The sequence below is a fragment of the Streptomyces sp. NPDC092370 genome, from assembly GCF_044755265.1.
GTDB lineage: Bacteria > Actinomycetota > Actinomycetes > Streptomycetales > Streptomycetaceae > Streptomyces.
The window spans coordinates 811,327-828,604 of sequence record NZ_JBIVQO010000001.1; the positions used below are offsets into that span (position 1 = coordinate 811,327).

Below are 17,278 nucleotides of genomic sequence, written 5' to 3' on the forward strand. Positions count from 1 at the left end.
CAGTTCCCGCGTCCCTGAGGGCGAGCCCCCGAACGGCGTTCTCAGTGCCGGTGCACTCGATTGGCGATGGCGTGGCCGATGAACAGGTACACCACCGCTGCCAGACCGTAGCCGCAGACCACTCGGGCCCAGGCCTCGTCGAACGTGAACAGGTCGTGCGACCAGCCGGCGAGCCAGCGGGCCGCGTCGTGGATGAACTGGACGAACGAGTTGCCGGGGTTGGCTTCCAGCAGGTACATCAAAATCCACAGGCCCAGGATGAGGGCCATGATGTCGGCCACGACCGCGACGATCGTGCCGGCCTGATTCGCACCGTTGCGATATCGAGGGGACATGTTCACCGGATAGCCCGTACGGCCCCGTTGAAACCCGACCCGTTCGCCGTGCGCCCTTTTCTCCGCGTTCAACCGACGTTCCCAAAAGGCCCGTTCCGGGTACACCCGGATCACCGACCATCCTGGCCCGGCAACACGAGGAGAACGCAGGTGTCACGGGGGGAGAACGCAGGTGCCCGCGAACAGACCCGCTACCGAAGAGCCGCGGTTAACCGTCACCAGACCCCCGCGTCGTCGCCTGCGCAGAGCGCTGGCGGCGGCGCTGTCCGTCCCGGTCATCGGGCTCGTCTTGCTCGTGGCCTCCGGGAACCTGCTGCTGCCGCTGCGGCAGGTGGTCACCATAGAGGCCAAGATGGCCTCGAAGAGGGACTTCTTCCAGGACCCCGTCGTCGAGCGGCTGCTGATGAAGCACGGCTTCCGCGTGCACATCACCAACATGGGTTCGCGTGAGATCGCCAAGCAGGACTACGAGCCGTACGACGTCGTCTTCCCCTCCGGCCAGCCGGCCGCCGACCTGATCAGCCGGGAGCGCGCCCGCGCGAACCGTCCCGTGCTGCTGTACCGCCCGTTCGTCAGCCCCATCGTGCTGGCCACCTACCGGGACTACGCCGAGGTGCTCACGGCGGAAGGCGTCGCCAAGCCCCTGCCGGGCTCGGGCGGCCGGCCGATGTACTACACCCTCGACATGCGCAAGTTCCTCGATCTCGCACACGGCAAGAGGAACGACGTCCAGCGCGGCCCCAGGGACGGCGGCGGCTACCGCTGGGACGAGATCGACCGCGACGACCACGTCCGCAACGGCAACAGGATCCTCGCCCAGACCTCGGACATCTGCGAGGCCAACTCCGCCGGCACCTATCTCGGACTCGTGGCCTTCGTCGAGCACGGGAATGACGCACCGGACACCGAGGCCGAAGCCGAGCAACTCGCCCGGAAGATCAAGCCGCTCCTGGTCGAACAGGGCCTGCCGTCCTCCGAACGGGCCGAAACGTATCTGTCCCCCGACGGGCAGAGCATCGCCCCGATCTCAGTGATCTACGAGCACCAGTTCCTCGCCCACCAGATCGGGCACGAGGCCGCCAGGGGCGCGACCGACGACGAGCGCGTCCTGCTCTACCCGTCCACACGCTTCGTCACCGAACCCCAGCTCGTCGCGCTGACCGGCGACGGCGCCCGGCTCGGCGAACTGGTCAGTAAGGACCCCGAACTGCAGTACCGCGCCATGGAGTTGGGATTCCGTTCCCGCAACGCCACCAGCGGCACCACCAGTGACGAACTCGCCCGGTTCCTCACCGAGCGACGCATCCCGGTGCCCACCTCCTCCTCCGACGACACCCGGGCGGTGCTGCCCAGCCTGCCCCTGCTGGAGAAGATGATCGAGATGGTCGGCGACTGCCCGGACCGGACGGGCGGCCGGTGAGGCGCGGCGCGGGCCTGCTGGCGCTCTGCCTGGCGCTCGTGGCCGGCCTCCTCACCGCCTGCTCGGCTGACGACGGCGGTGACACGGTGCGGCTGCGCGTGCTCGCCAGTCCCGATCTCGCCGTACTGGCCCCGCTGCTGGGCGAGTTGAAGGACGCCACCGGCGTCGACCTGCTCCTGGACCAGCGGGCCGACGCCGAGACGAAGAACCCGGACCGTGACAGGTACGACCTCGCCTGGCTGTCCTCCGACCACTACCTGCGTCTCACCGGCAAGAACGCGATCCGGGGGCTGCTGCGCACCCCCACCATGACGTCCCCCGTCGTCATCGGCCTGAAGCCGGACGTGGCACGTACGCTCCGCGCCCAGGTGCCCGGCTCGGGACTCACCTGGGCGGACATCGCGGACGCCGCAGCCACCGGCACCGTCCGCTTCGGCATGGCCGACCCCCGGCGTGCCGGCAGTGGGCTCGCCGCCCTCGTCGGCGTCGCCACCGCCGCGGCCGGCACCGGGGCCGCGCTGCGCTACGAGGACGTCTCCTGCGACCGGCTGCGCGGCTTCCGCTCAGGCCAGCACTTCACCGCCGACACCGGCCCCGCCCTCGTCGACTCCTACGTGGACCACCAGGACGAGGCCAACGCCCTCATCACGTACGAGTCCGATCTGCTCGCCCTCAACGCCACCGGACGCCTCGACGACCGACTGGAGGTCGTACGCCCCGAGGACGGCATGGTCCTGGCGGACTTCCCGCTGCTTCTGCTGAACCCGGCCCAGCGCACCGCGTACGACAAGGTCACGCAGTGGCTGCGGCGCGACTCTGTGCAGCAGCAGATCATGCGGCGCGCCCAGCGCCGCCCCGTGAACACGACCGTCGCCCGGGACGCGCCGTTGCGTGAACCGGTCGGCAACGCGCTCTTCTATCCCGACCGGCCCGCCGTCGTCGAAACCCTGTTGGCCAACTACGGTGACCCCGACCGCCGCACCACGAGCCAGGTGGTCTTCCTGCTCGATTTCTCCGGCTCGATGCGCGGCGCCCGGATGGCCGCGCTGCGCGAGGCCTTCGCCGGACTCAGCGGCGCGGACCCCTCCGCCTCCGGCAAGTTCACCCGCTTCCACCGGGGCGAGCGGCTGACGGTGGTCCGCTTCGGCGGGCGGGTGCTGGAGGAGAAGACCGTCACCGTCACCGGCCCGAAGGACCTGACGGCCCTCGCCGGCACCGTCGCCCGGGGCGGCTACGGTGACGCCACCGCCGTGTGGTCCGCCCTCGACCACGGTTACCGCACCGCCGCCCGCGCACTGGACGCCGACCCCGACCGTTCCGTCTCGCTCGTCCTGATGACGGACGGAGAGAACAACGCGGGCCTGCCGTATGCGGAGTTCGTACGCCGCCACCAGGCGCTGCCCGCCGCCGTGCGCACCGCCGTCCACACCTACCCCGTCCACGTCGGCGAGGCCGACGCCGGCCAGCTGCGGCGCGCGGCGGCGAGAACGGGCGGACGGATGGTGGACGCCGCCGACTCGTCCCTTTCCGAAGCCTTCAAGGAGATCCGTGGCTGTCACTGACGCACTGTGGTGGAGCCTGTGGTGGCCGTGGATGACGGTCTGGCTGGTCACGGCCGCCGGCGCGGTGGCGCTCGCGGTGGTGCTGGTGCGCCACGCCCGCGAGCGGCGCAGGCACCTGCGGCGCTGGCAGTCGGCGTACAGCATCTGCCTGTACCTGGACGAGCAGGCGGTGATGGACCTGTACGAGCTCGGCAACTACCGGTCCGCGCTGGAGGAGGCCGTCGAACTGCGGACGAAGGTCGACACGAGTGTCGGTTTCTGGAGCCGAGTGCTGACGTGGCTGTTCCGGTTCCGGCTGAAGCGGGACGTCAGCCAGGAGACGTTCCGCAAGTTCGTGCGCAAGGACAAGCCGATCAATGTGATCGGCGTGGTCATGGAGGCCTTCGACCGGGCCGACGCCATCGTCCACGCCGACCTGACCACCTTGACCGTCGTCCCGAACCGGAACCTCGCCGACAACCTGGCCGACGGTCGTGCGGTGACCCTGAGCCGTATCGGCGAGTTCGTCTCGGTCAAAGGTGTGTTCGCCCGCGTACCGGACGTGGCGGAGGGGTTCGAGCTGCGTGCCGAGTACGGTGCCGAGCGGCCCCCGGTGTACATGCGCGTCGTAGCCCCTGGAAACGCGCGCCGCTCGATCCCGGCCGGCACGTTCACGGCCCGCTGCCTCGGCAAGATGACCGGCTGGCGCGAGGACACCCGTGAGGTGACGCTGGAGGCGATCGCGATCTTCTGGTGACCGCCGCCGCTCACCGGGAGAGCTCGGCGAGCACCCGCAGGGTGTGCGGGTCGGGTGCGAGGGCGAGGAGGTCGGTCACCGGCCCTTTGCGCCACGACTCCAGCCGCTCGGCGATCCGTTCGCGCGGGCCGACCAGGGAGATCTCGTCTGCGAAGGCGTCCGGGACCGCCAGCACGGCCTCCTCGCGGCGGCCTTCGGCGAAGAGCTGCTGGATCCCGCGGGCCTCCTCCTCGTACCCCATGCGGGCCATCAGATCGGCGTGGAAGTTGCGCGCCGCGTGGCCCATCCCGCCGATGTAGAAGCCGAGCATGGCCTTGACGGGCAGCAGGCCCTCGGCGACGTCGTCGCAGACCCGGACCTGGGCCATGGGGGCGACGAGGAACCCCTCGGGCAGGTCGCCCAGGGCCGGGCCGTACACCTCCGGCCGCGTCGGGGACCAGTACAGCGGCAGCCAGCCGTCGGCGACGCGGGTCGTCTGGGCGACGTTCTTCGGGCCCTCCGCGCCGAGCAGGATCGGCAGGTCGGAGCGGAGCGGGTGGGTGATCGGCTTGAGGGACTTGCCGAGGCCCGTGGCGTCCGGGCCCCGGTAGGGGTGGGAGTGGAAGCGGCCGGCCAGTTCGACGGGGGCCTCGCGGCGCAGCACCTGCCGCACGACGTCGACGTACTCGCGGGTGGCGGTGAGCGGGGAGGCCGGGAACGGGCGGCCGTACCAGCCCTCGACGACCTGCGGGCCCGAAAGCCCGAGGCCCAGCATCACGCGGCCGCCGGAGAGGTGGTCCAGGGTGAGGGCGTGCATCGCGGTCGTCACCGGTGACCGGGCCGCCATCTGCGCGACCGCCGTGCCGAGGCGGATCCGGGACGTGTGGGCCGCGATCCAGGTGAGCGGGGTGAAGGCGTCCGATCCCCAGGACTCCGCCGTCCAGACGGAGTCGTAGCCGAGCCGCTCCGCCTCCTGGGCCAGGCGCACATGGTCGGGGGACGGGCCGCGGCCCCAGTAGCCGAGCGCGAGACCGAGCCGCATGCCTGCCTCCTGACGGTGTGTCAGCTGACGGGACGCCGACTGTACGGCAACGGCCCCCCACCCGGAAGGGCGAGGGGCCGTGAGGGGGCGTGGGGCTCAGCCGCGCTGGATGCCCGACGTGTCCTGGAGGACACCGCGGCGGCCGTCCTGCGTCTGGGCGACCAGGGCCGCTCCGCGCTGCTCGACGGCCAGGTACCAGGTACCCGGGGCGAGCTCGGCGATCGGCGTGGGTGAGCCGTCCTCCGCGAACAGCGGCCGCGGCACGGGCACCGCGAACCAGAACGGGGAGAAGTCCCCGGCCGGCGGCTGCGGAGCCTGGGCCTGCTGGGGCTGCCCGCCGAACGGCTGCCCGGCCTGCTGCGGCTGGCCCGGCTGCGGGTGGCCGTAGCCACCGGGCTGCTGCGCGCCCGGGTAGCCGTAACCACCGGGGGGCTGGGCGCCGTAGGGCTGCGGGGCGGCCGGACGGGGCGCCGGGAGAAGGGCGCCCTTGAGGGCCGGGACGAGGGGGGTGGCGAGGGCGGCGGCGGCCATCAGCAACGTGGCGACGAGGGCGAGGATCAGGCCGATGCCGGCGTCCGGACCGTCCGAGGAGGAGCCGAAGTTGTTGTTGGCGCTCGCCGGGTCGAAGATGTTGCCGAGGGCGCTCCACGCGGCGAACACCGTGAGCGCGGCGCCGACCTGGCCGAGTTCGAGACCGGCGACCTTCGGGGTCTGCGTCAGAGCGCGGCCGACGACGACGAGTGCGGCGCCGACGACGCCCGCCAGTACCACGCCCATCAGCACCGGGCCGCTGCCCCACAGGCTGGGCATCTCCAGGCCCTCCGGAGCGCCGTCGGACGAGTAAAAGTCGAGAAACGACGCGATGAACAGCAACACCGCTGCTCCGATCACCACGCCGTCGCCTCGAGTGAGAGAGCGGATATTCACTTCAGGTCCTTCGTAGGTCGTCTCGTCGTCGGTAGAGGCGTCGCTGTCACCATGCCGCCGTCCGGACTCGGTGTGAAGCGCGGGGGTGGCCCCTCATCGTAAGGAGGACCCTATCGTCCGCCCGATCAGGGTGTCCGCCGGGATCTGCCGGTCCGGTACTACCCGCGCAGGAAACTCACGATTCCCTCAGAGATTCCTCGCGCCGCCTTCTGTCGCCACGCGCCGCTGGTGAGCAACGCCGCGTCCTTGCTATCGCGCATGTTGCCGCACTCGATGAACACCTTGGGAACCGTTGACAGATTGAGACCGCCCAGGTCCTCACGCGTGACGAGACCGCCGCCGTCGCCGGTGTAGTTGGAGGGCGCGCTGCCGGTGACGGCCACGAAGCGGCCCGCGACGCGCTCGCCGAGATCGCGGGAGGGGCCGACGATCGCCCCGGTGTCCGCGGCGCCCGCCTTGACCGCGCCGGGCAGGATCACGTGGAAGCCGCGGTTGCCCGCGCCCGAGCCGTCCGCGTGGATCGAGACCACGGCATCGGCCTTCGCCCGGTTGCCGATCCGGGCCCGCTCGTCCACGCACGGCCCGTACGGCCGGTCGCCGTCCTGTGTCAGTTTCACCGTGGCGCCCTGCTCCTCCAGCAGAGTGCGCATCCGGTGCGCCACGTCCAGTGTGAACGTCGCTTCGGTGTACCCGTCGTTGGTGGACGTGCCGGTGGTGTCGCACTCCTTCCGGTTCGTCCCGATGTCCACCTTGCGGTTGATATCGGACGCGTGCTGGAAGTTGCCCGGGTTGTGCCCCGGGTCGATGACGACGACCTTGCCCTGGAGCGGGCCGGAGGCGGCGGACGCGGAGACCGAGGACGGGGCCGTGGGCTCAGGGGAGGGGCTCGGCTCCTTGGCGTCGTCGGAGGGCGCGCTCGACGCGGTGGGCGGCGAGGACCGTACGGCCGCCTGACCCGAACCGCCGTCGTCCCCCGAGCCGCCCACCGTCTCGTACACCAGCCACCCGAGCAGCGCCCCCGGCACCAGCGCGGCGAGCGCCACGGTCAGGGGGCCGCGGCGGGGGCGGCGGGGCTGGGGCGGTTCGAAATCCGGGCCTGCGTACGACACGCCTGCCACCCTAGCGGCCGTCAGCGGGGGCGGCGGGCCGATGACGGCCCGATCGGATGCCGGCTACGTCCCGTTCCCGCCGCCGTCCCCGTGCCGTACCGCCTCCTTCACGCGCGCCTCGACCTCGTGACGCGGCGTGCCCTCCTGTTTCGCGTACCCGGTCACCGCCGCCTGGACGTCCCGGGCGAGATCGCGCCAGGCGCGCCAGGCCGTCTCCCAGGTGGTGGTCTGCTGGTCGCTCCACTTGGTCTGGGTGGGCGGCCCGTACGCGTCCTGGAGGTGACGCACGAGCGCGTACGCCTCGTCCGCCGCGCGCTGCCTCTCCACGAGCTCTTCGAAGGTGTGTGCCACGCGCCCGGATCCTTGGGCAGTGGCCCGTCGCCCGCCGACTCGCCACGCCGCCCGTGGGCCGACCGGGAGGGGGCGGACGGGGCGCAGTTCACCCGCCCAGCCGTTCCCTCAGATGCCCGGGCCCGTGCGGCGCAGGACCCGCAGTGAGTCCGTCGCCGAGACCTCCGTGAAGGCGCCGGACGCGAGCGCCCGGAGGTAGACGCGGTACGGGGCCTGGCCGGTGAACTCGTCCTGCGGGTCGGGGAAGACGTCGTGGATGAGCAGCAGGCCGCCCTCGGCGACGTGCGGGGCCCAGCCCTCGTAGTCGGCGGTGGCGTGCTCGTCGGTGTGACCGCCGTCGATGAAGACGAACCCGAGCGGCGTCCGCCACAACGACGCGATCCGCGGGGAACGCCCGACCAGCGCCACCACGTGCTCCTCCAGGCCCGCCCGGTGGAGCGTGCGGCGGAACGTCGGCAGCGTGTCCATCAGGCCGATCTCGGGGTCGACCGTCTCCGGGTCGTGGTACTCCCAGCCCGGCTGCTGCTCCTCGCTGCCGCGGTGGTGGTCGACGGTGAGCGCGCTCACCCCGGCCGCGCGGGCCGCGTCGGCGAGCAGGACCGTGGACCGGCCGCAGTACGTGCCGACCTCCAGCAGCGGCAGCCCGAGCCGCCCGGCCTCCACGGCCGCCGCGTACAGCGCCAGGCCCTCGCCGGTGGGCATGAACCCCTTCGCCGCCTCGAACGCGGCCAGGATCTCGGGCTTCGGGGCCGCGGGCATCGGGTTCCTCTCGGTCGTACGACGGTTCAGGGCGCCCATCGTGCCGTACCCCCTGCCGCGCGGCGACAGGGGGTACCGGTGAGTAGCAGGGGTGGGCCGGCGTCAGGCGGAGACCGTCTCGCCCGGGAGCGACAGGTCCAGGTCGACCGGGCGCTCGTCTCCCGCGTGGGTCGCGGACGAGGCGAGCGGGCCGTGACCCGTGGCCCGGGCGGCCACGACGTAGGAGCCCTGGGCGGGGACGGTGAGCGCGTAGCTGCCGTCGTCGGCGGAGAGGGTGGCGCCGGCCTGCCGGCCGCGGCGGTCGATCAGCGTGACCTTGGCGCGGGCGACCGGCGAGCCGTCGGCGCCCAGCACCCGGCCGCTGAAGCCGCGCAGGACCCGCTCGGCGCGCTCCAGAGCCGCGTCCTCCTGGCTGCTCGCGCGCGACTGCGGCTTGCCCGACGGGCGTCGGCCCGGCAGGAACAGCGCCAGCAGCAGGCCCACGGCCACCGCGCCCGTCGCGATCAGGAAGGAGAGCCGGAAGCCGTGCATGGTCGGGATCTCGACGCCGCCGACGTTGTTCGCGGTGTCGGCCAGCACCATGCCGATCACGGCGCTCGACACCGACGTGCCGATGGAGCGCATCAGGGTGTTGAGGCCGTTCGCCGCACCCGTCTCCGACGCCGGGACCGCGCCCACGATCAGCGCGGGCAGCGAGGAGTAGGCCAGGCCGATGCCAGCGCCCAGGAGGACCGAGATGACCAGGCTCTGCCAGGCGGCGCTCATCAGGCCGAGGCCGGCGCCGTAGCCGATCGCGATGATCAGCAGGCCGAGGATCAGGGTGACCTTGGGGCCGTACTTCGCGGACAGCCGGGCGTAGACGGGCGCCGTGAACATCATCGTCAGGCCGAGCGGCGCGACCAGCAGACCCGCGACGACCATCGACTGGCCGAGGCCGTAGCCGGTGGACGTCGGCAGCTGGAGCAGCTGGGGCAGGACCAGGGAGACGACGTAGAAGGAGACGCCGACCATGATCGAGGCGAGGTTGGTGAAGAGCACGGCAGGGCGGGCCGTGGTGCGCAGGTCGACCAGCGGGGCCTTCAGGCGCAGCTCCATCACGCCCCACAGCACGAGGACCACCGCCGACGCGGCGAACAGGCCGAGCGTGGTGCCGGAGGTCCAGCCCCAGTTGCTGCCCTTGGTGATCGGCAGCAGGAACAGCACGAGTCCGGCCGACAGGCCGAGCGCGCCCGGCAGGTCGAAGGTGCCCTCGGCGCGCATCGGGGACTCCGGTACGACGAGGAGGGTGAGGGCGATGGCCAGCACGCCGAGGCCGGCGGCGCCGTAGTACAGCGCGTGCCAGTCGCTGTGCTGGGCGACCAGGGCGGCGGCGGGCAGGGCGAGACCGCCGCCGACGCCTATGGAGGAACTCATCAGGGCCATCGCCGAGCCGAGCTTCTCGCGGGGCAGCATGTCGCGCATCAGGCCGATCCCGAGCGGGATCGCGCCCATCGCGAAGCCCTGGAGGGTGCGGCCGGTGATCATGAGCAGCAGATCGCTGGTGAGCGCGCTGACCAGGGCGCCGACGACCATCACCGCGAGGCTCAGGATCAGCATGCGGCGCTTGCCGTAGAGGTCGCCGAGGCGGCCCATGATCGGGGTGGCGACCGCGCCCGAGAGGAGCGTCGAGGTGAGGACCCAGGTGGCGTTGCTGGGGGCGGTGTCCAGCAGTCGCGGCAGATCCTTGATCACCGGAACGAGCAGGGTCTGCATCACCGCGACAACGATGCCCGCGAAGGCGAGCACCGGGACCACGGCCCCGCTCGCTCTGCCGGCGGCGCGGTCTGTCGTCGTCTGCGTCATGGAAGAGGGCCTCCAGGCCGGGGTGCGTCGGGGTACGTGGATCCTGAACCTTGTACGTCCAGGCAACTATTCCGTTGCTTTGGCACCCTAACGAAATCTTGACCTTTCCTTGGGAATCCACCGGAGTCCGGGCAAGGTCCGGTCGCCGAGCCGGTCGATCCCCCGCCCCGGGGCGTGGTTGCGTCCGTCGGAGGCGGCCAAAGGCCGCGGCAGCGGCCTGAGCCCCGGTCGTGGTTGCCCCTTGCGCGACGAGGAGCGAGCCTCCATTATCAGGAATCCTGATATTTTAACTTTGTAGCGATGGGTGCCGGTCATGTCGTTCAGGCTCAGGATCCAGGCCAGAGGGGTTCAGCTGTTGCTCGGCCGAATGATGAGCCGCGTGCACAAGGACCTGCGCTTCACCGACATCCCGAAGCGCACGGAATCCATCCGGGTGGAGACCGGCGCCGGACCGGTGACGTGCACCGTCTACCGCCCGTCGGCCGCCGCCGCAGCCCCTGCCCCCGTGTACGTCAACTTCCACGGCGGCGGGTTCGTGATCGCCCGCCCCCAGCAGGACGACCACATCTGCCGCTACATAGCCGACACGGCCGGCTGCGTCGTGATCAACGTGGACTACGCCGTCGCCCCGCAGCGGCCGTACCCCGTACCCGTCACCCAGGCGTACGACGTCACCGCCTGGGTGGCCGAAAACGGTACCGCCAACAACTGGGACGGTTCGCGACTCGCCGTGGGCGGACACAGCGCCGGGGCCAACCTGACGGCCGCGGTGTGCCGCACCGCTCGGGACCGCGGCACCTTCACGCCCCGCCTCCAGATCATCGACTCCGCACCGCTCGACCAGCTCGCCGACCCGGCCACCAAGCAGTCACCCATCGTCAAGCCCCTGCTCACCCCTCAGCTCATGCGGGTCTTCACCGCCGCCTACATCCCTGAGCCCGCCGACCTCGCCCATCCGCTGGTGTCGCCCGGCCTGGCCGACGACCTCGCCGGGCTGCCGCCCGCCCTGGTCATCACCGCGGAGAACGACCGCCTGCGTGACGAGGGTGATGCGTACGCCAAGGCCCTGGAAGCTGCCGGCGTCCCGGTCATCCACCGTTGCTTCGAGGGTGTCGACCACTACTTCACCCACACCGGGCCGGTACCGGCCGGGAAGGAAGCCATCGATCTGATGGCCACCACTGTGCGCACGGCACTCAACTCCTGACCGCTGCCAGGGCCGACAGTCCTTTGCGACCACACGCTGCCTTGGTGACACCTAGCCGGTCACTGATCGCCCGGCTCCGTTTTGGGTCCAGCGCGTCGAACCCCCGCTCATTGAAGGCGTGGATGACATCGCGGACGTAGTCCTCGCCAACCAGCATCAGCGCGGTGATGTTTTCACCGTCTGGCCGGCCTTCAGTTGCTCGCGCAGGCCGGGGCCGGTGAGGCACAGCGGCTTCGGGAGCGCGGTCGTGTCCGTCATCTGCCAGCCGTCATGGTGCCGCCCCGTACCGACAGGCTCCCCTTGGCCGGCCGACGTCCGGACCCGTCCGGTTCCGCCGGTCCGCGTGCGGGGGCGTTGGACGTGGCGGTGAGTGATCGGGCAGGTGACGACCTGGTGTGGCGGACGGCTTGGCACCTTGGCGAGATGGAGTCCGGCGCTGTGGACGGTGGCGGTCATGAGGGGGGCGGCTGATCGGATCAGCCGCCCCCCGGACCTGCTCAGCTCGGTTTACGGAATATAGCCGTAGTCCAACTGACCGGCCAGCCTCGTCCTGTCGTCCTTCAAGGACAGCACGAGCGTGCGTGCGAGGGTGCCGCCGAAGCGGGTCCCGCCGTCAGCCGTCGGGACCGTGTCGATGAAGCTCTCCACCAGCCCGTTGGGCATCACGTAGTGCGAGTACTGCTGCGTCGGGGCGTCCTCGGGGTTGCCCAGGACCAGCGCGCTGCCGTTGAGCGGCCGGTAGTCGCTGCGCAGCCCCGGGCCGACGAACCCGTAGAGGCCGTCCCAGCCGCTCAGCCCCGGCGCGAACGTGAACTTGTGGCTGATCGTGAACAGGTAGTACTTGCCGCCGCGGATGATCAGGTGCGGCCGTTCGGTCTGCTGGTTCACGCAGTTGGCCGAGAGCAGCGGGGGCTGGAGCTTCCAGTTGCGCATGCTGCCGCCGTCGGCCGTGGCCAGCCCGATGTTGCCCGTGTAGTACTTCGCGTCCTCCGGCACCTGGTGTCCGGCCGGGACGTCACCTATGTCACGCTCGGTGCACTGGTACGTGCCCGCGGTCCCGCCCGTGTTGCCCTCGAACAGCAGGTGGATCTTGCGGTCTCGCGGGTCGCGGAAGACGAACGGGTCGCGGAAGGCGTAGATGATCGGGCCTTGTTGCGACTGTTCGAGGGTCTGGTACAGCTTGCCGTCGGCCTGGGCGATGATGCGGTGGTCCCGGAAGCCGGAGAACCACACGCGGTTCTTGTTCGCGTGGATCTTGCCGGTCGCCTGCGCCAGACGCTGCAGCGCGTCGTTGGGGTCGACCCCGCCGTTGTCGCGCCCGGAGGCGGTGTAGAAGGAGTACACCTTGTCGCCGATGAGCGCCGTCGAGCCGGCCCACTCACGTGATCCGAACGAGGTGCCGGCCGGGAACAGGTCGCCGCCGTACTTCCAGCTCTTGGCGTCACGCGAGTAGAAGTAGCCGATCTTCGCGTACCAGTGCCGGTCGCCGAACGACACCGAGCGCGGGGCCGTCAGCGAGAAGATGACGTGCCAGCCCTTGTAGGTGGCGGTCTGGGTGTTGAGCTTGGTGAGCGGCCAGGTGTCCCACACCCACACCTTGTCGGTCATCACCGGGAAGTCGGGTGACACGCGAGGGGCGGTGTTGGTCCTGTCCTGCCGGAGTTTCAGGGCGTCCGCGCGGGACCAGACGGCTGTGTAGTCGTCGTCAGCGGTGTACTGCCGTGTGCCCGTCCGGGACGGGTCGTGGGGGGAGGCGGAAGCGGGAGTAGTGATGCCGGTCAGCATCGCGAGGGTCGCCAAACCCGTCGCCAGCCGGAGCAGCACCCGTCTTGCTCTGTGCATACGTCACCCTTGGGGGGAAGAGGGAACGAATGGAAGATGTGGAGCCGGTTCCATCGTGGACAGTACCCCAATTACCGTAAAAAACGGTGAACTTGTGAGGCAAAGATTCGCGTACGAGCAGCGGTCGGTGCCGTGCTGTGGAAGTTAATGGAAACCGATCCACCGCCGTCGGCGCAGCGCGGATCAGGCTCCCGCGGCGGCCGTCGTACGCCGGGGCACGAGCTCCAGTTCCAGCATCTGCTCGACGGGGGCGCCAAGGGGCCGGCCGATGCGCTCCAGCAGCAGGCGCGCGCCGGCCCCGCCGCTGGCGCGCAGGGGCTGGCGTACCGTGGTGAGCCCTACGTAGGCCGCCACGTCGAGGTCGTCGAAGCCCACCACGGACAGTTCCTGAGGAACCCTCACGCCCGCCGAGTTGGCCGCTTCGATCACCCCCAGCGCCCGGGTGTCGGACGCGGTGACGATCGCGCTGGGGGGCTCCGGAAGGGCCAGCAACTCGTCGGTGAGGCGGTGCGCCACGGCGCGGCCGTGCGGTCCCACCCGCACGAACGGCTCCTCCAGCGTGAGGCCGTACGCCTGCAGCGCCAGCTCGCAGCCCTCGCGGCGACGGACGCTCGCGCTGAAACGGAAACGGTCGTCGGCGACGTCGCCCATGAACGCGATGCGACGATGGCCGAGTTGCAGCAGATGACGCGTGGCCAGCATGCCGCCGCGCACGTCGTCGATCACCACACGTGGCAGGTCCGGGTGCTCACAGTCCAGCAGCACCGTGGGCAGACCGGCCCGTGCCAGCTGCTTCGCTTCTTCGTCGGTGGGAGCGAGTGAGATCGCCAGCAGGCCGTCGAAGCGGTCGCCGGCCGCCACCGCCCGGTACTGCTGATCGCGCTGATCCGGTGTGGCCACGTCGAGCAGAGTGAGGTCGTGGTCGCTGCCGTGCAGCACGTGTGAGATGCCGCGTAGCCGCTCGACGACCGACGGCTCGGTGGCGAAGGGTGCGATGACGGCGATGCTCTGGGTGCGTCCCGTGGACAGGGCGCGAGCGCGCCGGTTGGGCCGGTACTCCAGATCCCGCATCACCCGCAGCACCCGCTGGCGGGTGTCCTCGCTGACGTTCCTGCTGTCGTTCAGGACGCGCGAAACCGTGCCGACGCCCACCCCGGCCCGGGCCGCGACATCGCCGATGGTCGCCCGTTCTCCCACGGCCGTACAGTACCCGAACTCGCAGATCAGCCTCCTGACACGCACATCGACGGCGGTGTTCTCGGCCACGCGGTCAGGTACCGGCCAGCCCTATGGATCACGACGGGTGTGGTGGCGCTCAGCTGACTCATCCTCGCCGCGAGCCCGATGCGTCGCGGGCGCGACCTACCGCAGACCCAGTTGCCGGAACAAGCGCACGCCAGGATGCGAAAAATGGCAGCCGGCTGCGCACTCGCGTTCCGGGTGGGGGCCGGGGTGCCGGCGGCCGGGGTCGTGCTGATGTGGGTGTGGCTGCCACGGCGGGCGGCCCAGGTTCCGTGAGGGGCGCGGCGGCTCGGTGCCGGCCCTTGCGGCGGGCCTCGCAAAGAGCTTCCGGGCCGCTCCTGCCGGAGAGTCCGATGGCGAGGAGGGTGACTCCGGGCGGTGGACGAGTGCCGCCTGAGGGATCGGGCCCCCCGCGGTCACCTGGGCGACGACCCCGATGTCGTCCTCCATGCCCGGCAACGGCGCGAACGCGCCGCTCCTCGTGGCCTGGTCCTCGGCAGGCAGCACGCGGACGGGCCGGTCGGTCACGGGCCCGGGGCGGGGCGGGGTGTGTCCAGCAGCGAGGCCAGCGTCCGCATGAAGGACGCCCCCGAGTGGTCGGCGTGGTCGCGGATGCGCGCCGCGACGGCGTCGGCGCCACCACCCTCCAGGAGGTCGGCGATCCGGCCGAGGTCCTGCCCGTACCCCTCCCGGGTGGTCAGGTAGAAGTCCGTCGCGTCGTACGCCATGTGGAAGACGTGCTTCTTCACATCGCTCAGCGTCAGGTAGTCGTCGTGCGTCCTGGGGGTCGGCTCCGGCGCGCCGACGCACACCGCCGGGGTCCCGGCGCCCCAGGAGTTGACGGCCAGGTGGTACGTGTCGGTGATGACCAGCCGGTAGCGGGGGAGGACCCCGACCAGATCGCCGACGGTGGGAACCCCGGGGCGGGCCGTGATGTGGCCGACCGGGGCCGGGACCTCCCGGTCGAACCAGGGCAGCCACTCCAGCGGGGCGCCCAGCCGGTCGGACAGGCCCTGGCAGAAGGCGGGCAGCCAGTCGGGGATCGGCGTACGGGCACCGAGGAAGACGCCGATCGCACCGCCGTCGGGAACCGACCGGGACCACGGCGTGGTCGGGAGATGGTCCAGGTCGCCGGGGCGGGACAGCAGCGCCGCGTCCGAACCGAAGTGGTCGGTCGTACGGTCCCCCCGCAGATGCGCGATCTTCGCCGCCGACAGCGGATCCCGCACCCACATCCGGTGGCTGCGCCTCACCAGACGGGAGAACAGCGGGCCGTACTCCTTGTCCTCGTAGTCGGACTGCGTGTTGTGCAGGATCGTCCCGCCGTAGCTGAGGGTCCGCGTGAGGACCTCGTCCGGCTGGTCCGCGAACAGCAGGGCCCGGTTCAACTGGCCCCGGGCGTCGTTCCGGTCCACGGCGAAGCCGAAGTCGAGCAGGCGGTTCGTCGCGTCCTGCGCCAGATAGTGCCGGGTGTGCAGGAAATCGCCCCAGAAGACGACCGCGTCATGGTCGCGGAGCGAGTCGAGGTGCTCGGCCAGCGGACGGAAGCGGAAGGGGAACGCGGTGCCGCGCGCACCGTCGCGCAGCGGCACGGTCTCCGGCATGTGCAGTGTGTACCAGGTGGCGTCGAACGCGGTGCCCATCCGCCGCCGCAGGGAGTCGAATGCCAAGTCCACGGTCAGCATGCCCGTGTTGCGGTATCCGATGTTCGGCGCGGTGATGACGGCGACGCGTCCCATGTGCTCCAGTTCTTCCCCTAGCCGTTGCCGGCGCCCTCGACAAGTGGTGGCGCGGACCATCGGCCAACGTACACGGCCGTGTCGTCACGGAGATGTCCCGCCCCCGCCGGTCGCGCGTGCCTCGCGTCGGGCGGAAGCCGAGCCGTCTGACACAGCGTCAGGAGGCTTCACAAGTGCCGTGGCCTCGGCTATACAGAGGGCGCGGGACTGGAACGCGTTTCAGTTCGTGTTCCCGTTCGGTCCCAGACGGCCTCGGTGCGGCCGACGGTGCGGACGGCCGTACCGAGGTCCCTCCTCCGGCGATCAGGAGCCCCATGCCCATCGACGCAGCCACGGCGCTCGCGGCCGAACCACGGACCGGCGAGCTCTCCTGGGACCACAGGGACGTGCAGCTCTACCACCTCGGCCTCGGCGCGGGCACTCCCGCCACCGATCCCGACGAACTGCGCTACACCCTGGAGTCCCGGCTGCACGTCCTGCCGAGCTTCGCCACCGTCGCGGGCGGCGGAAAACCCGGCGTGACCAGCGGGCTGTCCATGCCCGGCATCGAGGTGGACCTGGCCCGCGTCCTGCACGGCGGCCAGAGCCTCGTGATCCACCGGCCCATCCCGGCGACGGGCAACGCCACCGCCACCCACCGGATCGCCGCCGTGTACGACAAGGGCACGGCTGCCGTTCTCGTGCTGCGCACCGAAGTCGTCGACACCCAGGGCCCCTTGTGGACCAACGACGCGCAGATCTTCATCCGCGGCGAGGGCGGCTGGGGTGGCGACCGCGGCCCCTCGGCCCGACTGGAACCTCCCCCCGGCGCACCCGACCGGACGGTGGAGCGGCCGACCCGCGAGGACCAGGCCCTGCTCTACCGCCTCTCCGGCGACTGGAACCCCCTGCACGCCGACCCGGAGTTCGCCAAGGTCGCCGGATTCGAACGGCCCATCCTGCACGGCCTGTGCACCTACGGCATCACACTCAAGGCCGTCGTCGACACGCTGCTCGGCGGGGACGTGACCCGGGTGCGGTCGTACACCACCCGGTTCGCCGGGGTCGTGTACCCGGGGGAGACCCTGCGGATCCGCATGTGGCACACGCCCGGCACCACCCGGGTCGCCGTCGGTGGCGTGGAGCGTGACGACGCCCCCGTCCTCGCCGACACCATCGTCGAACACACCTGAGTCCACAACGCCGT

At 71.0% G+C, this 17,278-nt stretch carries 15 protein-coding genes; 5 read left to right on the plus strand and 10 right to left on the minus strand.

Going from position 1 to position 17,278, the window contains the following annotated elements:
- Window positions 1-41: 41 nt before the first annotated feature.
- Window positions 42-335 (minus strand): hypothetical protein, encoded by a 294-nt coding sequence (locus ACIQHQ_RS03610; RefSeq protein WP_283969927.1) that lies wholly within the window; start codon window positions 333-335, stop codon window positions 42-44.
- Window positions 336-507: 172 nt separating this feature from the next.
- On the opposite strand from ACIQHQ_RS03610, the gene ACIQHQ_RS03615 reads away from it, so the two are divergent.
- From ACIQHQ_RS03615 to ACIQHQ_RS03625, 3 genes are read left to right on the plus strand one after another with little or no spacing between them, the layout of a single operon-like run.
- Window positions 508-1,755, plus strand: a complete 1,248-nt coding sequence (locus ACIQHQ_RS03615; protein WP_402609680.1) for a hypothetical protein — start codon at window positions 508-510, stop codon at window positions 1,753-1,755.
- A complete protein-coding gene (locus ACIQHQ_RS03620; protein WP_402609682.1) occupies window positions 1,752-3,317 on the plus strand; it encodes a substrate-binding domain-containing protein in 1,566 nt (521 codons plus the stop codon). Before ACIQHQ_RS03615 ends, ACIQHQ_RS03620 begins: the two co-directional genes overlap by 4 nt.
- Window positions 3,304-4,053 (plus strand): hypothetical protein, encoded by a 750-nt coding sequence (locus ACIQHQ_RS03625; protein ID WP_402609684.1) that lies wholly within the window; start codon window positions 3,304-3,306, stop codon window positions 4,051-4,053. Before ACIQHQ_RS03620 ends, ACIQHQ_RS03625 begins: the two co-directional genes overlap by 14 nt.
- A 10-nt stretch (window positions 4,054-4,063) precedes the next feature.
- Here the strand turns inward: ACIQHQ_RS03625 and ACIQHQ_RS03630 are convergent, their stop codons facing one another.
- The 6 genes from ACIQHQ_RS03630 to ACIQHQ_RS03655 form a co-directional block, all read right to left on the minus strand.
- Window positions 4,064-5,074, minus strand: coding sequence for an LLM class F420-dependent oxidoreductase (locus ACIQHQ_RS03630; RefSeq protein ID WP_402609686.1), 1,011 nt, complete (start codon window positions 5,072-5,074; stop codon window positions 4,064-4,066).
- Between the two features lie 96 nt (window positions 5,075-5,170).
- Window positions 5,171-6,001 carry a hypothetical protein gene (locus ACIQHQ_RS03635; protein WP_402609688.1) on the minus strand — a complete coding sequence of 277 codons (831 nt, stop codon included), beginning with the start codon at window positions 5,999-6,001 and terminating at the stop codon, window positions 5,171-5,173.
- Window positions 6,002-6,159: 158 nt separating this feature from the next.
- Window positions 6,160-7,110, minus strand: coding sequence for an N-acetylmuramoyl-L-alanine amidase (locus ACIQHQ_RS03640; RefSeq protein ID WP_402609690.1), 951 nt, complete (start codon window positions 7,108-7,110; stop codon window positions 6,160-6,162).
- A 63-nt stretch (window positions 7,111-7,173) separates the two neighbouring features.
- A complete protein-coding gene (locus tag ACIQHQ_RS03645; protein WP_402609693.1) occupies window positions 7,174-7,461 on the minus strand; it encodes a hypothetical protein in 288 nt (95 codons plus the stop codon).
- A 108-nt stretch (window positions 7,462-7,569) separates the two neighbouring features.
- Window positions 7,570-8,220, minus strand: coding sequence for a class I SAM-dependent methyltransferase (locus ACIQHQ_RS03650; protein ID WP_402609695.1), 651 nt, complete (start codon window positions 8,218-8,220; stop codon window positions 7,570-7,572).
- Window positions 8,221-8,322: 102 nt separating this feature from the next.
- Window positions 8,323-10,062, minus strand: coding sequence for an MFS transporter (locus ACIQHQ_RS03655; RefSeq protein WP_402609697.1), 1,740 nt, complete (start codon window positions 10,060-10,062; stop codon window positions 8,323-8,325).
- A 370-nt stretch (window positions 10,063-10,432) separates the two neighbouring features.
- On the opposite strand from ACIQHQ_RS03655, the gene ACIQHQ_RS03660 reads away from it, so the two are divergent.
- Window positions 10,433-11,269: an alpha/beta hydrolase gene (locus ACIQHQ_RS03660; protein ID WP_402610617.1), complete on the plus strand. Its 837-nt coding sequence runs from the start codon at window positions 10,433-10,435 to the stop codon at window positions 11,267-11,269.
- A 507-nt stretch (window positions 11,270-11,776) separates the two neighbouring features.
- Here ACIQHQ_RS03660 and ACIQHQ_RS03665 read toward each other — a convergent pair.
- The 3 genes from ACIQHQ_RS03665 to ACIQHQ_RS03675 form a co-directional block, all read right to left on the minus strand.
- Window positions 11,777-13,111, minus strand: coding sequence for a glycoside hydrolase family 68 protein (locus ACIQHQ_RS03665; RefSeq protein WP_402609699.1), 1,335 nt, complete (start codon window positions 13,109-13,111; stop codon window positions 11,777-11,779).
- 183 nt (window positions 13,112-13,294) lie between these two features.
- Window positions 13,295-14,308: a LacI family DNA-binding transcriptional regulator gene (locus ACIQHQ_RS03670; RefSeq protein ID WP_402609701.1), complete on the minus strand. Its 1,014-nt coding sequence runs from the start codon at window positions 14,306-14,308 to the stop codon at window positions 13,295-13,297.
- 569 nt (window positions 14,309-14,877) lie between these two features.
- Complete coding sequence (locus ACIQHQ_RS03675) at window positions 14,878-16,092, minus strand: hypothetical protein (protein ID WP_402609703.1); 1,215 nt, start codon at window positions 16,090-16,092, stop codon at window positions 14,878-14,880.
- A gap of 314 nt (window positions 16,093-16,406) precedes the next feature.
- Between ACIQHQ_RS03675 and ACIQHQ_RS03680 the strand changes: the two genes are divergently transcribed.
- The gene (locus ACIQHQ_RS03680) at window positions 16,407-17,264 is read left to right on the plus strand and encodes a MaoC/PaaZ C-terminal domain-containing protein (RefSeq protein ID WP_402609705.1); all 858 of its coding nucleotides are present in this window, start codon (window positions 16,407-16,409) and stop codon (window positions 17,262-17,264) included.
- Window positions 17,265-17,278: the final 14 nt, after the last annotated feature.